Source organism: Prosthecomicrobium sp. N25, from assembly GCF_037203705.1.
Classification (GTDB): Bacteria; Pseudomonadota; Alphaproteobacteria; order Rhizobiales; family Ancalomicrobiaceae; genus Prosthecodimorpha.
Genome location: NZ_JBBCAT010000002.1, coordinates 827249 through 844071 on the forward strand (window position 1 = coordinate 827249; position 16823 = coordinate 844071).

A 16823-nucleotide genomic window follows, 5' to 3' on the forward strand; every position below is an offset into this window, starting at 1 on the left:
TCCGGCCCTCAGACCAGCCCGTGCACCGTGGCGAGCGCCTGGAGGTAAGGCACGCCGCGGTCGAGGACGTCGTAGCGGTCGCGCGCGACGGAGCGCCAGACCGCCAGCGCCGAGGCGATCTCGGGCGGCAGATTGACGAAGCTCTCCATCACGAGGTCGCCCTGGAAGCCCGAGGCGGCGAGCGCCCGGAAGCATTCGTCCCAGTCGATGGTGCCGGTGCCCGGGACGCCCCGGTCGGACTCGGAGAGGTGGATGTAGCGGCAGTTCCGCCCGGCCTCCATGATGCCGCGGCCGATGCCCTTCTCCTCGATGTTCATGTGGTAGGTGTCGAGGTGGATCGTCACGTTCGGCTCGCCGATGCGGTCGAGCATGGCGAGGGACTGGGCGGCCGTGTTCAGGAGATGGGTCTCGTACCGATTGCAGGGCTCGATGCCGAGGAGCATGCCGTATTCCTGGGCGCGCCGGGCGATCGGCTTCAGGGCCTTGGCGACGTTGGCGAGTTCCTGTTCCTCGGGCGGGCGGCCGGAGCGCCAGCCGAGGGTCGAGTAGGTCACGCCGCCGAGGATGTTGCAGCCGAGCGCGTGGGCGGTCTCCAGGGCGCGCTGCAGGAAGCGCTCGCCCCGCTCGGGATGGAGCGCCGCGTTGTCCTCCATGGGCAGGCAGAGCGAGGCGGTCGGGGCGACCTTGTGCTCGCGGAACAGGCGCACCGAATGGTCGACGTCGATGGTCTCGGGCGCCAGCAGGGCGATCTCGATCACCTGCAGGCCGTAGCGTGCGGCTTCGGGGATGAGGAGCTCGGCGGCTTCGCGGGTCCAGCTCGCGGTCCACAGGCTCGAATGCATGCCGATCCGGATCATGGCTTTGCTCCCTTGGGGGTTCTGTCGGGCAGGAGCCGGCGGGCGAGCGGCGCGGCGGCGGCCTTGACGCCCATCACGGCGATGAGGGTGAGGCCCCAGATGGCCAGGGTCAGGTGCTGGCTGAGGCCCATCAGGTTGAAGCCGGAGGAGATGACCTGCAGGACCGCCAGCGCGAGCATCAGGCCGGCGATGCGGCCGAAGCCGCCGAACGGGTCGACCCCGCCGAGAACGGCGGCCAGGATGGTGATCAGCAGGTAGGACTCGGCGTAGCCGGCGCTCGCCGAGTTGAAGCGCGAGAGCATCACGCAGGCGGCCAGGAAGCAGAGCAGGCTCGACATGGTGTAGACGCCGACCAGCACCCGCTTGGTGTCGATGCCAGCGTATCGGGCGGCCTCGAGGTTGGAGCCGATCATGAAGACGGCGAGGCCGAAGGGCGTGCGATTGAGCACGAAGGCGGTGGCGCCGGCCGCCGCCAGCAGGATCAGGAAGGGTATGGGCACGCCGGCGACGACGCCGTTGCCGATCACCAGGAAGGGCTCGGGCAGGCCGGCGATCACGGTGCCGCGGGTGAGGTAGATCGACACCCCGTTGACCACCGACATGGTGCCGAGCGTCACCAGGATCGGATGGACGCCCATGTTGGCGACCAGGAAGCCGGTCAGGAGCCCGATCAGCAGCGACAGCAACAGGCCGGCGAGGAGCGCCGCCGCGATGGCGAGGGCGACCGTGGAGCCCGAGGCGCCGGCGGGCGCGAGCGCCTTCAGGATCCACGCCATGGCGAGGGCGCACTGGTTGGCGGTGGCGATGATGGCGAGGTTGAGGCCGCCGGAGATGAGCGGGATCACCATGGCGAGGGCCAGGATGCCGAGCTCCGGCAACTGGAACATCATGGATTGCAGGGTGCCGAAGGTGGCGAAGCGGCCCGGCAGCAGGACCGCGTTCAGGGCCACGAGCGCCACCAGCAGCAGTGCGAGGCCCGTCGTGCCGCCGAGCGGTTGCGCGCGCGCGAGCCGGATCAGGCTGTCCATCCCCGCGGGCGAGGTCCGCGGCGGCGTCGCGTCAGCCATGGACCACCTCGCCCGCCCGCGCGCGCCGCCGGCCCGGGCGGCCGGCCAGCCCGGTGATGGAGGTCGAGACCAGGATCACGAGGCCGATCACGATGGGGAAGAAGTAGGAGGACCAGCCGAGCAGGTTGAGGCCGTTCTGCAGGATCGCCAGGAGCAGGAGGCCGAGCAGGACCCCGCGCACCGTGCCGATGCCGCCGTTCAGGCTGGCGCCGCCGAGGACCGCGGCCGCCACCACGTTGAGCTCCTGGCCCACCATGGCGTTGGGCACGCTCTGGCCGACGCGGTGGGCCTGGACGAGCCCGGCGAGGCCGGCCATCAGGCCGAGGAAACCGTAGGCCAGGAAATGCATGCGGGCGATGTCAATGCCGAGCCGTCGGGCGGCCTCGGGGTTGCCGCCCATGCAGTAGAGTTGGCGGCCGGCGGAGAGGCGGGTCATCAGGGTCCAGGTGACCAGCACGGCAGTGGCGGCGACGACGATCGGCAGGGTGATGCGGACGAGGGAACCGTCGGCCGCCTCGGTCTGGAAGAAGACGATCCGGTCCGACCACCAGTCGGGCAGCACCGGGATGAGCTTGCCCCCGGTCCACCACATGAGGAGCGCGAAGTAGAGGCTCTGGGTGGCGATGGTGACGATGATGGATGTGATGTTCAGGTAGTGGATCAGCGCGGCGTTCAGGCAGCCGAGCGCGACGCCGACGACGAGGCCGAGCGGAATCGCGAGGGCGGGCGGCCAGCCGGCGTTCTGGGCCGCCCAGGCGGCGGCGTACTGGGCGACGGAGGCGGTTGCCGCGAAGGAGATGTCGATCCCGCCGGCGACCAGGACGACGAAGACGCCGAGGGCCAGGATGGTGGTCACCGACCAGGTCTCGAGGATGTCGACGGCGTTGGGCAGGGTCAGGAACCAGGGCGTCAGGAGGCTCCAGACCGCGCCGAGCAGCAGGATGACGACGAACAGCCAGCCTTCCGTACCGAGGCGGGGCATCTCAGGCATAGACGGCCTCCTCGACCAGGCGCTCGGGATCGCGGCCGGGACGGAAGTCGCCGACCAGCCGGCCGTCGCGCATGTGCAGCACGCGGTCGGCGTTGAAGTAGGCCTCGGGGATCTCGTCGCAGATCATCAGGATGGCGACGCCCGCCTCGGCGAGACCGCGGACGATGCGGTGGATCGCCTGCTTGTTGCCGATGTCGACGCCGACGGTCGGGCTGTCGAGGATCAGGAGCTTCGGCTCGGTGGCCAGCCACTTGGCGATCACCACGCGCTGCTGGTTGCCGCCCGAGAGTGTGCTGACGGGCTTGTCGAGAGCCGGGATCTTGATGCGCAGCCGCTCGACCCAGCCCTCGGCCGTCGACCGCAGCCGGGCGGGCGCGAGGATGCCGAAGCGCCCGGCGAGGCGGCCCAGCACGGAGACCACCATGTTGGCCTGCACCGACTGGCGCAGGTCGAGGCCGAGCTTCAGGCGGTCCTCGGGCACGTAGGCGATGCCGGCCCGGATGGCGTCCTGGTTGGTGGCGAAGCGGACATCCCGGCCGTCGACGCGGATCGACCCGGAGTCCGGGCGGGTCATGCCGAAGAGCGTCAGGGCGAGCTCGGTGCGGCCGGCGCCGAGGAGCCCGGTCAGGCCGACGATCTCGCCGCGCCGGATCGAGAAGGAGACGTCGGCATATTCGCCGCGCCGGGTCAGGCCGGCGACCTCCAGGACGGCGGGCTCGGCGGCGCGGTCGCGGGCCGTCACGGTGTGTTCGATCTGCAGGCCGGTCATCAGTTCGCCGATGCGGCGGACGTCGAGATCGCGGGCCGCCCAGGTGCCGACCTTGCGCCCGTCGCGCAGGACCGTGACCCGGTCGGCGATCTCGATCACCTCCTCGAGCCGGTGGGAGACGAACACGACCGCGATGCCGTCGCGGCGCAGGCGGTCTACGAGGCCGAGCAGGGTCTTCACCTCCGAGCGGGTCAGGGAGGCGGTCGGCTCGTCCATGAAGAGGAGGCGGGCGCGCGCCGCGAGCCCGCGCGCGATGGCGACGATCTGGCGGGAGGCGATGGGCAGGTCGGACAGCGGCGCGTCGAGCGGCAGCGCGAAACCGAGGCGGCCGAGCACGTCGGCGGCGATCCGGCGCATGCGGGCGCGGGAGACCGGCTTCGCCAGGGCGCCGAGGGTCTCGTCGACCGCGATGTTCTCGGCGACCGACAGGTTGGGGAAGAGCGACAGGTCCTGGTAGATGACCTGGATGCCCAGGCTCTTGGCGAGGGCCGGGTCGAGGCGGTCGCGCGGCGCGCCGTCGATCTCGATGCGGCCGCCCGGGTCGGCCGGGTGTACGCCGGCGACGATCTTGATGGCGGTCGACTTGCCGCAGCCGTTCTCGCCGACGAGGCAATGGACCTCGCCCGCGGCCACGTCCCAGTCGATGCCGGCGAGCGCGGTCACCCCGCCGAAGCGCTTGGAGACGTTCTCGAATTTCAGGAACGTGGGCATGAACCTGCCTGATGCGGCCGCGGGGCGTCAGGGCCGGCCCGGCGGTGCCGGACGGCCTTGTCGAGGTGGCGTCCCCCCGGCCTCGGGCCGGGGGGACGGGGACCGGTCAGAGCCCGATCTTCACCAGTTCGTCGATGGTGTCCTTGTTGATGGGCTGGAGCTTCTGGGCGAGGATCTGGCGGGTCTCGACGTTGACCGAGACCTTGCCGAGGCCCGGCAACTCCATGCCGTCGGTCGGCTTCTTGCCGGACGCGAGCAACTGGCCGACCCGCACGATGGTCTCGCCGGCGAGCATCGGGTTCCAGATGAAGCCTTCCCGGATGGCGCCCGACTTGATGAACTTCGCGCCCTGGCCGGGCGAGAAGGGGCCGACGACCGCGATGGCGTTGGCCTTGCCGCGCTCGTCGACCGCGCGGGCGGCGCCGATCGGGCCCTGCGACCCGAAGGCGAGGATGCCCTTGAGGTCCGGATTGGCGCGCATCTGGTCGAGCGCGGTCTTGTAGCTGTCGTCCAGGCTCTCGGCGACGCCGAAGCGGTCGGTGACCAGCTGCATCTTCGGATACTTGGCCTTCTGCAGCGCGACCGCCGCGTCGGCCCACTTGTTGTGGAGCGGCACGGTCAGCGAGCCGACGTAGAGGATGTACTTGCCCTCGCCGCCCATCGCCTTGGCGAGCGCCTCCATGTGGGTCTCGCCGAAGCCCTGGACGGTGGTCAGCTCGATGTTCCAGTCGTTGAACTTCTGGTCCGGGCTTTCGTGGGTGATGACCTTGATGCCGGCCTCCTGGGCGCGCTTGAACACGGGCTCCAGGGCGGTCGCGTCGTTCGGCACGACGCAGATGACGTTGACCTTGCGGGCGATCAGGTCCTCGACGGCGCGCACCTGCTGGGCGGCGTCGGCCTGGGTCGGGCCGATCATCCAGGCCTCGACGCCGAGCTCGGCGCCGGCCTTCTTGATGCCGACCTCCATGGCGTTGAACCACGGGATACCGCCGATCTTCACCACGGTGGCGATCTGCGCCTTGCCCTGCGCGAAGGCGGCGGTGCCGCCGAGGGCGAGGGCTGCCGGTGCGGCGGCGACCCCCTTCAGGAGCTGTCTGCGGTCGATGCGGGTCATGTCGTCCTCCCTTGTTGGACTCTTCGGACCTCGGACTTCCCTTCCCGCCGGCTCGTCCCGGGGGCCGGCACGGCGGGTCTGGTGGACTGGCGGATCTCCAGTTCGGCGGCGAACTCGGCGCGCCGCCACGGGGCGTCGCTGCCGGCCATGCGGGCCGACAGGCAGCGCCAGGCCTCCGCGGCCATGCGGTCGATCGGCTGGCGCACGGCCGTGATCGAGGGCGTGGTCGCCTGCATCCAGGCGTAGTCGTCGAAGCCGACCAGCGAGAGGTCGTCGGGCACGCGCACGCCGAAGCGGGTGAGGCTGCCGAGGAGCGCCAGGGTGGTGAAGTTGGTGAGCGCGATGGCGGCGCTCGGCAGCGGGCCCGCGCGCATGCGTGCCTCCATGCGCTCGGCCGCGGTCTCGAAGGTCGGGCCGAGCTCCAGGATCTCGACCGTGCCGCCCGGCACGCCCGCGACGGCCTCGCGGATGCCCGCGCAACGGGCGCGGATGTTGGCGACCTGGCTGGTGGAGGCGGCGACCAGGATCTCCCGGTGGCCGAGGCCGATGAGGTGCTCGGCGGCGGCGCCCGCGGCGGCGGCGTTGTCGATCGCCACGCAGTCCGCCTCGATGTCGTCGGCCACGCGGTCAACCACCACGAAGGGGACGCGCTCCTCGACGAGGAGCGAACGGGTGGCGAAGCGGTCGCGGCAGGGCACGATGACGACGCCGGCGGGACGCCAGGAGAGCAGGGCGGAGAGCCGGTTCGCCTCGACGTCCTCATCCTCGCCGGCCGAGCCGACGATGATCTCGTAGCCCTCCGCGCGGGTGCATCGCTCGAGGGCGGCGACGAGGGCGGTGAAGAACGGGTTCTCGAGCCCCGGCACCAGGACGGCGACGACCTTGGTGCGGCCGCTGCGGAGCTGCGAGGCGGCGCGGTGGACCCGGTAGCCGAGCTCGGCGGCGGCCCGGCGCACGCGCTCGGCCAGCACCGGATCGACGGGCTTGCGGTTGCCGAGCACGTTCGAGACCGTGCCGGGCGACACGCCGGCACGCTCCGCGACGTCCCGGATGGTCGGAACCGATCGCGACATGGCGTGCGGCCCGGTCGCCCGAGCCTCTCCTCCCCTCGAGCCTCGGCCTCGTTCTGGCGGGCCGCGTACTCGTGAAACGTTTTACGTAAATCGTTTTACAGCAGCCCGAGGAGGTTGGCAACGGCCCGGGCGACGCCTTGCGGGTTTGCGTCGGACGGCGCGAGTTGATAGTCGGACGCTTTCCCGTCCTGGCCTTGTTCGATGAGCGATCTCTGGGTCTTCGGCTACGGGTCGCTCATGTGGCGGCCGGGATTCCCCCATGTGGAGACCGTGCCCGCCCGGCTCGCCGGGTGGCACCGGTCGCTCTGCGTCTATTCCTGGTACCACCGGGGCACGCCCGAGCGGCCAGGGCTGGTGCTTGGCCTCGACCGGGGCGGCTCCTGCCGCGGGCTGGCGTTCCGGGTGGAGGCGGCCGAGGCGGCGGCCGTGATCGCCTACCTTCGCGAGCGGGAGCAGGTCACGGCGGTCTACCGGGAACTGGTGCGCCCCGTCGGCCTGACGGACGGCAGCGGGCGGCTCGTGGAGGCCGTCTTCTACGCGGTCGACCGGGCGCATCCACAGTATGCGGGCAAGCTCGATCGGCTCGCCCTGACGCGCTTCGTGCGCCAGGGCGTCGGCGCCTCGGGACCCAATCCGGACTACGTGCTGAACACGGCCGAGCATCTCGCCCATCTCGGCATCCGGGATCCCGTGCTGGAATCCATTGCGCGGGATCTCAGGGCCGGGCCGGGGCATTCGCCGGCGCCGGACGTCGACGACGTGGAGTGAGGGGCCGGGCGATTCGGGCGAGGCGATTCGGAACGGGGCGCGACGGTCAGGCCGCTTCGGTCAGGTCGCGCAGGACGGCCTGCCGTTCCGGACCGGTGGCGGCCAGGAAATGCACCCAGACCCGCGCGCGCCCGGCGACGTCCGCGAAGGATCGGCCGCAACGGCCGCCGCCCTCGTCGATCTCGCCCACCCAGGCGACACGGGCGTCGCCGTCGACCCCGTCCACGGTGGTCAGCACCACCACGTTGACGAGGTCGTCCAGGCTGTCGGGCGTCACGGCCGAGAAGAGGTAGCGCCGGCCGGAGGCGCCGCGCCAATAGCGGAAGCGATCGGCGAAGCCGAGCGCCCGAGCCGTCCTGGGGCTGCCGTCCATGACCAGTGCCGTACCGCGCATATCCCGCTCCAATAACGGAACGAATGTAGAACATTCGCCGTCGGACCGCAACCGGCAAGGCGCGAATCACGAAGGGCCTCGCCGGGCGTCCCCTCTAGATGACGTCGCGGGCCGGCGAGATCGAGACCATGGAATGCGACGTGTTGCCGCAGTCTCTCAGGCGCTCCGGAGTGTGGCGAGACGGTCACGGGCGTCGGGGCCGAGGGGCAGGGAGGGGTCGCGGGCGACCGCTTCCTGGAGGAGCCGGTCCGACGCGGCCTCGATGTCGGCCTGCAGGCGCGCCATGATGCCGGCCATGTCGAGACCCGGTCCGATCGGGGGCAGGATCTCCACCACGAGGGTGCCGGGATGGCGCCGGAAGCCGCGCCGCGGCCAGAAGAGGCCCGAATTGAGCGCGACCGGGACGACCGACATGCCGGTCTCCCGGTAGAGGTGCGCGACGCCGATCTTGTAGGCCGGCTCCGCGCCGGGCGGCCGGCGCGTACCCTCCGGGTAGATCAGGATGGAGCGGCCGTGCTGCATCTCAACAAGCGCGCGGCGGGTCATGTCGCGCAGGGCCTCGCGGCCCTTGTTTCGGTCGACCGGGATCATGCCGGTGCGGGCCGCGAACCAGCCGAAGAGGGGAATCCACATCAGTTCGCGCTTCAGGATGAAGGCGGGCTCGTGGAAGAGATCGAAGAGGCACAGCGTCTCGAAGGTCGACTGGTGCTTGGAGGCGACGATGCAGCCCCCCGGCGGCAGCCTGTCGAGGCCGCGGACCTCGACCTTCGTCCCGGCCACATGCTCGAGCAGCCAGACATTGAGGCGCGACCAGTGGCGCACGAGCCACCACAGGACGGGGCGCGGCATCAGCAGCGCGGGCGCGATCGCCACCATCCAGAGGATCATGTTGGCGTAGAAGGCGACGTTGAACGCCAGGGAGCGCAGGATCAGCATCGGTGGGATCGACGGGGCGGGGAGGGTCGGCGCCTCACGGCCAGCCGAGGGTCTCGAGTCCGAGACGGACGCGGGCGAGGATATACTTCACGTACTCGGCCATGAGAAGCTTGACGGTGCGCGGGCGGGCCCACCACCGGTCGAGCTCCAGTTCCGGGCGCTTCACCGGGTGGGGCAGGAGGCGGATCTCGGGCATGGAGCTCTGCAACTCGGCGAGCGACCGGGGCATGTGGTAGGCGCTCGTCACCACGATGACGGACCGGAACTGGTTCTGACGAACCCAGCGGTCAGTCTCCAGGGCGTTGCCGACGGTCGTCTCCGCCTGATGATCGAGATCGACGCAGCAGGCGAAGAGCTGGGGCCGCGCCTCGGTCTCGCGCCGGATGTCGGCGGCGGTGGTGGCGGGGTGCACGCCCGAGATGAGGAGCCGGCGGCCGCGGCCCTGTTCGAGGAGTTCGACGGCGAGCTGGATCCGGTCACGTCCGCCCGTCAGGGCGACGATGCCGTCCGCGGGCTCGTCCACGACCGGATAGCCGGCGACGACCTCGGCGAAGCGGACGAAGCCGGCCGCGAAGGCGAGGCCGGCGACGAAGCCCAGCAGAAGGACGCGGCGCAGCCAGCGGACCCATCCGGGCTCCCGCCTGCCGGCTCCCGTCCGGTCCGCCCTGCCGTCGTCCCGTCCGACCGTCACGTCCCCGTCTCTCCCCGACGCCGATTCCGAGCCGCCCGCGTCCCTCCCGGACCATCTACCCGCCCGCGCGGCCGACCTCAATCGAGTTGACCGAGATAGCTGCGGACCGTCAGGCGGGAGGTCGCGGCGGTCAGGATGGCCACCAGGCCGACCAGGAGCGCCGCCCCCAGGTAGCCGGCGAGCCCGACCGAGAAGCCGCCGAAGACGGCCTGGGCCTGGTCGCTCAGCGCGCTGCCCGGCGCGCCGCGGGTGATCCAGTCGGCGACCGCGAAGCTCAGCATCGCGGCGAGCCCGCCGACGATCCCGCCCTTGAAGCCCAGCAGCAGGAAATGCCGCTGGAACTCCCGCGCGATGAAGCGATCCTCCGCGCCGACGAAGTGCAACACCTCGATCACGTCGCGGTTCCCGGCCATCGCGGCCCGGGTGGCGAAGACGACCGACAGGATCATGGCGACGAGGACCAGCACCAGGACGACCGAACTCGCCACCACCATGGTGCCCGCCATGGTCCGCAGCCGCGCCGCCCAGATCGAGTGGTCGTCGAGCAGCGCGCCCCTCACCTCGGCGTCGAGGCGGCTCCTCAAGCCGTGCAGGTCGGCGGAGGCGGGGTCGGAGAGCTCCAGGACGATCAGGCGCGGCAGAGGCAGTCCGGACAGGTCCAGGCCGGCGCCGAGCCAGGGCTCGAGGAGCTGGGCGCTGTCGCGCTCGGACATGAGCCGGACGGCCCGCACGCCGGTCGTCTCGCGGGCGATCGCCAGCGCGCGCTGGAGGTTCGCCTCCATGCCGACCCCCTCCATGGGCTTCACCTGGATGGTCACCTCGCGGGAGATGTCGAGCTGCCAGCCGCGCGCCGCCTCCGAGACGAGCGCCAGCACCCCAGCGGCGATGCAGGCCAGGAAGCACATGATGGCGACGACGGCGATCAGCGCGCGCCCCGCCACGGACTGGGAGGGGACGATCGGCGCGCCGGGGTCGCGGGAGCGCTGCGGGGCGGGGGACGGCTTGCGCGGCCTGACCTCGGGGCGCGCGGACGTCCCCGCGGCCCGGGCCTGGGGCTGCGGCATCGATGGCGGGGCGGGCGAGGGGGGGCGCGCCGGGGCGGGGGCGGCGGCCCGGGGCTGGGCGGGGGGCGTCCTCGTCTCGTCGGCCGGCCGGGCCGGCGGGCCCGCCGGCTTGGCGGGCCTGGGATCGGGCGGGCGCGGCGCGGACGCGGCGACGCGCGGCGCGGGCCGAGCCGGGTCGTCCCCTTGCGCCTCGCGGGTCTTCGGATCGCCGCCCGGCGGCTCCGCCATGCTGCGCCTCACTCGTCGATCTGGATGCGGCCGTCCGACAGGATCAGGCGGCGCGCGTCGACCTGATCCATCAGGGTCAGGTCGTGGGTGGCGATCACCACGGAGGTGCCGAGGCGGTTCAGTTCGATGAAGAGCCGCAGGAGGCGGCGGGCGAGCGGCGGGTCGACGTTGCCGGTCGGCTCGTCGGCCAGCAGGATCTCGGGCTTCGTGATGAGCGCGCGGGCGATCGCGGCGCGCTGCTTCTCCCCGCCCGACAGGACTGGCGGCAGCACGTGCATGCGCTCGCCGAGGCCGACCCAGCCGAGCAGGTCGACCACGTCGGCGCGGTATTCCGCCTCCTCGCGGCCGAGCACGCGCAGCGGCAGGGCGACGTTCTCGTAGGTGGTCATGTGGTCGAGCAGGCGGAAGTCCTGGAACACGACCCCGATGCGGCGCCGAAGGGGCGGGAGGTCCGCCCGCGTGACCCGGGAAGTGTCCTTGCCGAAGACCGAGATGAGGCCGCGGGTCGGCTTGAGCGACAGAAAGAGGAGGCGGATCAGGCTCGTCTTGCCGGCGCCCGAGGGGCCGGTCAGGAACTGGAAGGTGCGCGGGCCGATCTCGAAGGTCAGGTCGCGGAGGATCTCCGGCCCCATCCCGTAGCGCAGCCCGACATTCTCGAACTTGATCAAGAAACGCTCTCCGAAGACGACCGCGGCGATTCGCGACGGCGTCCGTGCCGCGCGATCCTAGCCGAAGCGGGGCGCCCTGCCACGCAGACCCGGCGGCCGTCTCTTTCCGAAAAGGAAACGGATTTGCGGCAGGGTTGTGCCCGAAACCAAGCGCCCGAGGGAATTCCACGGCGGATGCGCATCGTCTGCCCCACCTGCGAGACCGGCTATACCGTCCCGGACGCCAAGATCGGCGCCTCCGGGCGGCAGGTCCGCTGCGTGCGCTGCGGCTCGCGATGGCACGTCGCGCCGCCCGGGGACTCCGACGACAACGATCTCGCCGAACCCGACCCCTTCGCGGACCTGCAGGCCGATGCGGATCGCGATGCCGCCTGGCGCGAGCCCGAGGAGGACGTCCGCCGACAGGGCCGGCCGGACCCCGGACCGGATGAGGACGCCGATCCGCTGGCCGGCCTCGCCGGGGCCCCGGACGAGGCCGTCACCTTCGAGGATCCCCCTGCGGCGGCCGGACCGCAGGTCGCGGCGGCCGGGCCGCCTTCCGAGGACGTGGCGACCGTCGACGACGGCTTCGACGACATCGCGTTCTCGGAGGCGCCCGTCGCGGCGGCCGGGCCCGTGGCGGATGCCCCGACCGCGAACTGGCTCGACCCGGGCGAGCCGGAGCCGCCCGCCGTTCCGCCGGCGCCGGCCGGCCCGGCCTCGATCGACGTCGAATCGGTCGCCAAGAAGCCCACCGTCAAGGTGAAGGCGAAGCCTCGGCCGCGGCCGTCCCTCCGCCTCAAGCTCCCCAAGATGGACGTCAAGGCGGCCTGGACCCAGTCCAAGGTCTATGTCGGGCTCGGGATCCTCTGCGTCGCGCTGCTCCTGCCGGTCTGCGCCATCCTGGCGCGGGCGAGCCTCGTGGAGGCCGTCCCGTCGCTCGCGGGCCTCTTCCGTGCCATCGGGCTGCCGGTCAACCTGCGCGGGCTCGCCTTCCAGTCCGTCGAGACGCTGCGGGAACTGGACAGCGGACAGCAGGTGCTCGTCGTCGAAGGCGCCATCGCCAACGTCTCGGGCGAGACGCGCGCGGTTCCGAGCGTGCGGCTGTCGCTGCGCGGTGACGACGGCCAGGAAATCTATGCCTGGTCCGTCGAACCGAAGAGCACAACGGTCGCGCCGGGTGCTAGCGTGCGCTTCAGGACCAAGCTCGCCGCGCCGCCCGACGACGCCCGGGACGTCCAGATCCGCTTCTCCGAGCGCAGGAGCCGCCAGGCCGCCAATGACCGAAACCATTCGCAACCGCCGCATCGAGACCCTCTACCCGGCCACTGAGATCGCGGCCCGCAACGCGGCGCTCGCCGAGGAGATTCGCCGCGCGGGCTTCGTCGAGGACGTGCTGGTGGTGGCGGTCCTGAAGGGCAGCTTCGTCTTCGCCGCCGACCTGATCCGCGCCCTCTACTTCGCCGGCATCTCGCCCGAGGTCGACTTCATGTCGCTGTCGAGCTACCGGGCGGGGACGACGTCCTCGGGGGTGGTGACCGTCATCCGCGACATCGAAACCGCGGTGGCGGGCCGCAACGTGCTCGTCGTCGACGACATCCTGGAGTCCGGCCGCACCCTCGCCTTCGCACGCCAGACCATCGCGGAACGCGGGGCGGCGCGGGTCGGAGTGGCGGTCCTGCTCGACAAGCCGGGCAAGCGCGCGGCCGCGATCGAGGCCGATTTCGTCGGCTTCGTGTGCCCGGACCGCTTCGTCGTGGGCTACGGAATGGACGCCGCCCACGCCTTTCGCGAATTGCCGTACATCGGTTATGTAGTTGACGGGGGCTGATTCGCGCCGACAGGAGCCGATCATGGCGCGCATACTTCTCGTCGAGGACGACGACTCGGTCCGCGCCTTCGTGAAGCGCGCGCTCGAGTTCGACGGCCACAGCGTACTGCCCGTGGAGGACGGCGCGACCGCGCTCGAGGTGCTGCACCGCGAGAAGGGCGAGTTCGCGCTGATCGTGTCCGACATCAAGATGCCGGTGATGGACGGCATCGCGCTCGCCCTCAACTCCGCGCGAGACTTCCCCGACCTGCCCATCCTGCTGATGACCGGCTATGCGGACCAGCGGGAGCGCGCCCACGGGCTCGACCACCTCGTGCGCGACGTGGTCCTGAAGCCCTTCAGCCTCGCCGACATCCGCAAGGCGGTCGGACGCGCGCTGGCGACCTCGGACGGGGCGGCCGCCGCGGTGGCGTGAGCGGGGCCCCGGATCCGGGTCCTCAGGGTTCCATCGCGTCCACGAAGGGCGACTTCGACATCGGCACGGCGCCGTTGGCGGTGACGAGCACCTGCTGCTCGAGCTTGACGCCCTGCGATCCGCCGACCTCGCCGATGTAGCTCTCGACGCAGACGACCATGTTCTCCTCGAACATCCCGTCGTAGCCCCAGTCGTCGTAGTCCTGCAGGTAGGCGACGGTCGGGTACTCGTCGACGAAGCCGGCGCCGTGGATCATCATCATGTAGCGGTTCGGCACGAAGGCCTCCGGCACGGACCAGCAGCGCTCCGAGAACTCGCGGAAGCCCAGTCCCGGGCGGATCAGCTCGATGTTGGTCAGCACCTGCTCCTGGGCGATCTCGTAGAGCCGGCGCTGGTCCGGGGTCGGCCGCCTGTCGGGGCAGACGTAGCTGCGCGAAATGTCGGCGAGATACCCGAAGGGGCCGACCATGTCGGTGTCGAAGGCGACGATGTCGCCGGCCTCGATCACCCGGTTGCCGCATTCCTGGAACCACGGATTGGTGCGCTCGCCGGAGGCCAGGAGGCGGCATTCGATCCACTCCCCGTCATGCGCGATGTTCGTCTCGTGCAGGATGCTCCAGACTTGGTTCTCGGTGAGGCCCGGCCGCAGCGCCTTGCGGATCCGCTCGACCGCGATGTCGCAGACGTCGACGGAGAGCTGCATGCATTTCAGCTCCTCGGGGGTCTTGATCCGCCGTGCCATCTCGAGCGGCTCCTGGGCGTCGAAGAGGCGGATGCCGGCGTCGACGAGCCGCTGCGCGCCCCAGGGCTCGCACCGGTCGACGGCGAGGCGCCGGTTGGAGCGGCCGAACTCGTCCATGACGCCGATCACCTGCTTCGCCCAGAGCTCGGTCTTCTCCTGCGTCCGCGGGCCGGCGAGGAAATAGAACCAGGGAATGGAGGTGCGCAGGTCGTCGACCGGGCCGAGCCCGTCCCAGAGGTGCCGGGTGGTGCCGAACTCGAAGAGGACGACCGGGCCGTCCGTCGCCACGAAGACGTAGCGGCCGGGCGCGTGCATGGTCCAGACCGCCATGTTGCGCGCGCCGGTGGCGTAGCGGATGTTCATCGGGTCGGAGAGGAGCGCGCCCGCGTAGTCGCGTGCCGCCAGTTCGGCCCTGAGCCGGGCCAGCCTGTCGCGCCGGAGCCTCGGCTCGTCGATCTCGGCGATCCGCGCGGCGATGTCGAGGCCGAGCGGCGGCGCCTCGGTCCTCGTCTCGGCGCGGTCGAGCAGGATCGGATCCAGCGCCCCGCGGGCGCGGGCGGTGTCGAGGATGCGGCTCATGGAGCAGGCCTCCCGATTTTCCGGAAGCATGCACGCGTGAGGTCCGGTGCGTGCGATCGGGCCCGCCGTCGGCTGGCCCGAAAGCGACAGGGCCCCGCCTACACCCAGGCCCCCTTGCGCATGACCGGCTCGACGGTGCCGTCCGGGTTCACGCCGTCGACGTCGATCTCGCCGGAGCCGATCATCCAGTCGATGTGGATCAGGCTGGAGTTGATGCCGTGGCGGATCTGGGTCTCGGGGTCCATCTCGGCGCCGCCCTCCACCGTCTTGGCGTAGGCCTGGCCGAGGGCGATGTGGCTGGCGGCGTTCTCGTCGTAGAGGGTGTTGTAGAAGAGGAGGCCGCTCGTCGAGATCGGGGAGGCGTGCGGGACGAGGGCGACCTCGCCCAGCCGGCGGGACCCCTCGTCGATCTCCAGGACCTTCTTCAGGACGTCCTCGCCCGTGGCGGCGCGGGCCTCCACGATGGCGCCGCCCTCGAAGCGGACCGCGATGTCGCGGATGAGGGTGCCCTGGTAGCTCAGCGGCTTGGTGGCGCTGACGTGACCGTTGACGCGGTCACGGTGCGGGGTGGTGAAGACCTCTTCGGTCGGAATGTTGGCGTTGTAGGTGACGCCGTTCTCGGCCTTGCCGGCCCCGCCGGCCCAGCGATGGCCGTCGCAGAGGCCGACCTCGAGGTCGGTGCCCGGTCCCTTGAAGCGAAGTGCGGCGAAGCGCTTGGCGTTGAGTTTGCCGGTGCGCTCGGCGAGGAGGCGGTTGTGCTCGGCCCAGCCGCCGATCGGGTCGGGGCCGTCGGTGCGCGAGGCGGCGAAGATGGCGTCCCACAGGCGGGCGACGGCCTCGTCCTCCGGCAGGTCCGGGAAGACGGTGCGGGCCCAGGCCGGGGTGGCGGCGGAGACGATCGTCCAGTTGATGGCCGAGCGGGCGATCAGGTCGAGGGCCGGGCGGTAGGCGGTGGAGCGGGCCCGGTTGGCGCGCGCGACCTTGGCGGGGTCCTGGCCGGAGAGCAGGGTCGGGTCCTCGCCCACGATGGCGAGGCGCGCGGCGCCGGACCGGAAGGCGCTCGCCATGCCCTCGTAGAGCCAGCCGGCGGCCTTGTCGAAACTCTCGTCCGACGCGGTCCTGAAGCGCTCCAGGGTGGCGACGTCGTCGGAATAGAGCACGGTCACCAGGGTGGCGCCGGCCTTGTAGGCGTGGTGGGTGATGCGCCGGGCGAGCGGCACCGCCTCGAGCGGGGCGGTCATCATGACCTCCTGGCCGGCCACGGAGCCGAGCCCGACCCGCACGGCGACCTCGGCAAGCTTGTCGAGGCGGGCTTCGAAGTCCTGATTGCTGCTCATGGCGGGTCTCATGCTCCCAAAGGACGAAAGGCCTCGACCACCTTCTCGTAGACGGGCCGCTTGAAAGGAATGATCAGCTCGGGCAGGCGATCCATCCGCTCCCACTTCCATTCGGCGAACTCGCGCTCGCCGGCCGGCGGGTTCAGGATGTCGATCTCGTTCTCCTCGCCCTCGAAGCGAAAGGCGAACCACTTCTGGGTCTGGCCGCGCCACTTGTTGCGCCAGCGCTCGCCGACCACCGTGCGCGGGATGTCGTAGGCGTACCAGTCCGGCGCCTCCGCGATCAGGGTCGCGGTGCGCACGTTGGTCTCCTCCCAGAGTTCCCGCTTCGCCGCCTCGACCGGATCCTCGCCCGGGTCGATGCCGCCCTGGGGCATCTGCCACTCGTGGCCGGGCGCGGTGTGCTCGACGAGGCCCTCGTTGGCGCGGCGACCGATCCAGACGAGCCCGTTCCGGTTGAGGAGCATGATTCCGACGCAGGGACGGTACGGCAGGGCTTGGAACTCTTCCGGGGTCACGGGCGGTCCTCGGCTCGACGGGGCTCGGTCCCCGATCGATAGCCCATCCGGCGGCATCCGTCACGCCGGCTCCGCCGCGCCGCAGCATGCG

At 71.3% G+C, this 16823-nt stretch carries 18 protein-coding genes; 4 read left to right on the forward strand and 14 right to left on the reverse strand.

The window, feature by feature from the left end:
- Positions 1–8: 8 nt before the first annotated feature.
- The 6 genes from WBG79_RS18685 to WBG79_RS18710 form a co-directional block, all read right to left on the reverse strand.
- Positions 9–857 carry a sugar phosphate isomerase/epimerase family protein gene (locus tag WBG79_RS18685; RefSeq protein ID WP_337358692.1) on the reverse strand — a complete coding sequence of 283 codons (849 nt, stop codon included), beginning with the start codon at positions 855–857 and terminating at the stop codon, positions 9–11.
- Entirely contained in the window at positions 854–1924 is a 1071-nt protein-coding gene (locus tag WBG79_RS18690; RefSeq protein ID WP_337358693.1) for an ABC transporter permease, read from the reverse strand. Before WBG79_RS18690 ends, WBG79_RS18685 begins: the two co-directional genes overlap by 4 nt.
- Positions 1917–2915, reverse strand: coding sequence for an ABC transporter permease (locus tag WBG79_RS18695; protein ID WP_337358694.1), 999 nt, complete (start codon positions 2913–2915; stop codon positions 1917–1919). Before WBG79_RS18695 ends, WBG79_RS18690 begins: the two co-directional genes overlap by 8 nt.
- On the reverse strand, positions 2908–4395 hold the full coding sequence (locus WBG79_RS18700) for a sugar ABC transporter ATP-binding protein (RefSeq protein ID WP_337358695.1): 1488 nt from the start codon (positions 4393–4395) through the stop codon (positions 2908–2910). The genes WBG79_RS18695 and WBG79_RS18700 overlap by 8 nt, the downstream gene beginning before the upstream one ends.
- A 106-nt stretch (positions 4396–4501) precedes the next feature.
- The gene (locus WBG79_RS18705) at positions 4502–5509 is read right to left on the reverse strand and encodes a substrate-binding domain-containing protein (protein ID WP_337358696.1); all 1008 of its coding nucleotides are present in this window, start codon (positions 5507–5509) and stop codon (positions 4502–4504) included.
- Positions 5506–6582, reverse strand: a complete 1077-nt coding sequence (locus tag WBG79_RS18710) for a LacI family DNA-binding transcriptional regulator (RefSeq protein WP_337358697.1) — start codon at positions 6580–6582, stop codon at positions 5506–5508. The genes WBG79_RS18705 and WBG79_RS18710 overlap by 4 nt, the downstream gene beginning before the upstream one ends.
- 201 nt (positions 6583–6783) lie before the next feature.
- On the opposite strand from WBG79_RS18710, the gene WBG79_RS18715 reads away from it, so the two are divergent.
- On the forward strand, positions 6784–7350 hold the full coding sequence (locus WBG79_RS18715) for a gamma-glutamylcyclotransferase (protein WP_337358698.1): 567 nt from the start codon (positions 6784–6786) through the stop codon (positions 7348–7350).
- Positions 7351–7396: 46 nt separating this feature from the next.
- Here the strand turns inward: WBG79_RS18715 and WBG79_RS18720 are convergent, their stop codons facing one another.
- The 5 genes from WBG79_RS18720 to ftsE form a co-directional block, all read right to left on the reverse strand.
- A complete protein-coding gene (locus WBG79_RS18720; protein WP_337358699.1) occupies positions 7397–7744 on the reverse strand; it encodes a hypothetical protein in 348 nt (115 codons plus the stop codon).
- 156 nt (positions 7745–7900) lie between these two features.
- Positions 7901–8680 carry a lysophospholipid acyltransferase family protein gene (locus tag WBG79_RS18725; protein ID WP_337358700.1) on the reverse strand — a complete coding sequence of 260 codons (780 nt, stop codon included), beginning with the start codon at positions 8678–8680 and terminating at the stop codon, positions 7901–7903.
- A gap of 34 nt (positions 8681–8714) precedes the next feature.
- The gene (locus WBG79_RS18730; RefSeq protein WP_337358701.1) at positions 8715–9371 is read right to left on the reverse strand and encodes a YdcF family protein; all 657 of its coding nucleotides are present in this window, start codon (positions 9369–9371) and stop codon (positions 8715–8717) included.
- 77 nt (positions 9372–9448) lie between these two features.
- Positions 9449–10663 carry a cell division protein FtsX gene (locus tag WBG79_RS18735; RefSeq protein WP_337358702.1) on the reverse strand — a complete coding sequence of 405 codons (1215 nt, stop codon included), beginning with the start codon at positions 10661–10663 and terminating at the stop codon, positions 9449–9451.
- 8 nt (positions 10664–10671) lie between these two features.
- Positions 10672–11331 (reverse strand): cell division ATP-binding protein FtsE, encoded by a 660-nt coding sequence (gene ftsE / locus WBG79_RS18740; RefSeq protein ID WP_337358703.1) that lies wholly within the window; start codon positions 11329–11331, stop codon positions 10672–10674.
- A gap of 174 nt (positions 11332–11505) precedes the next feature.
- Between ftsE and WBG79_RS18745 the strand changes: the two genes are divergently transcribed.
- Genes WBG79_RS18745 through WBG79_RS18755 form a run of 3 tightly spaced genes read left to right on the forward strand, consistent with a single transcriptional unit; the run spans position 11506 to position 13556 of the window.
- On the forward strand, positions 11506–12642 hold the full coding sequence (locus WBG79_RS18745; RefSeq protein WP_337358704.1) for a DUF3426 domain-containing protein: 1137 nt from the start codon (positions 11506–11508) through the stop codon (positions 12640–12642).
- Positions 12590–13141 carry a hypoxanthine phosphoribosyltransferase gene (gene hpt / locus WBG79_RS18750; protein WP_337358705.1) on the forward strand — a complete coding sequence of 184 codons (552 nt, stop codon included), beginning with the start codon at positions 12590–12592 and terminating at the stop codon, positions 13139–13141. Before WBG79_RS18745 ends, hpt begins: the two co-directional genes overlap by 53 nt.
- Before the next feature lie 22 nt (positions 13142–13163).
- Positions 13164–13556 (forward strand): response regulator, encoded by a 393-nt coding sequence (locus WBG79_RS18755; protein WP_337358706.1) that lies wholly within the window; start codon positions 13164–13166, stop codon positions 13554–13556.
- 22 nt (positions 13557–13578) lie between these two features.
- Here WBG79_RS18755 and WBG79_RS18760 read toward each other — a convergent pair whose 3' ends face one another.
- The 3 genes from WBG79_RS18760 to WBG79_RS18770 all read right to left on the reverse strand — a co-directional run bounded on the left by WBG79_RS18760 (position 13579) and on the right by WBG79_RS18770 (position 16732).
- On the reverse strand, positions 13579–14877 hold the full coding sequence (locus WBG79_RS18760) for a M24 family metallopeptidase (RefSeq protein ID WP_337358707.1): 1299 nt from the start codon (positions 14875–14877) through the stop codon (positions 13579–13581).
- 98 nt (positions 14878–14975) lie between these two features.
- Positions 14976–16214: an aminopeptidase gene (locus WBG79_RS18765; RefSeq protein ID WP_337358708.1), complete on the reverse strand. Its 1239-nt coding sequence runs from the start codon at positions 16212–16214 to the stop codon at positions 14976–14978.
- An 8-nt stretch (positions 16215–16222) separates the two neighbouring features.
- Entirely contained in the window at positions 16223–16732 is a 510-nt protein-coding gene (locus WBG79_RS18770; protein WP_337358709.1) for an RNA pyrophosphohydrolase, read from the reverse strand.
- Between the last annotated feature and the right edge of the window lie 91 nt (positions 16733–16823).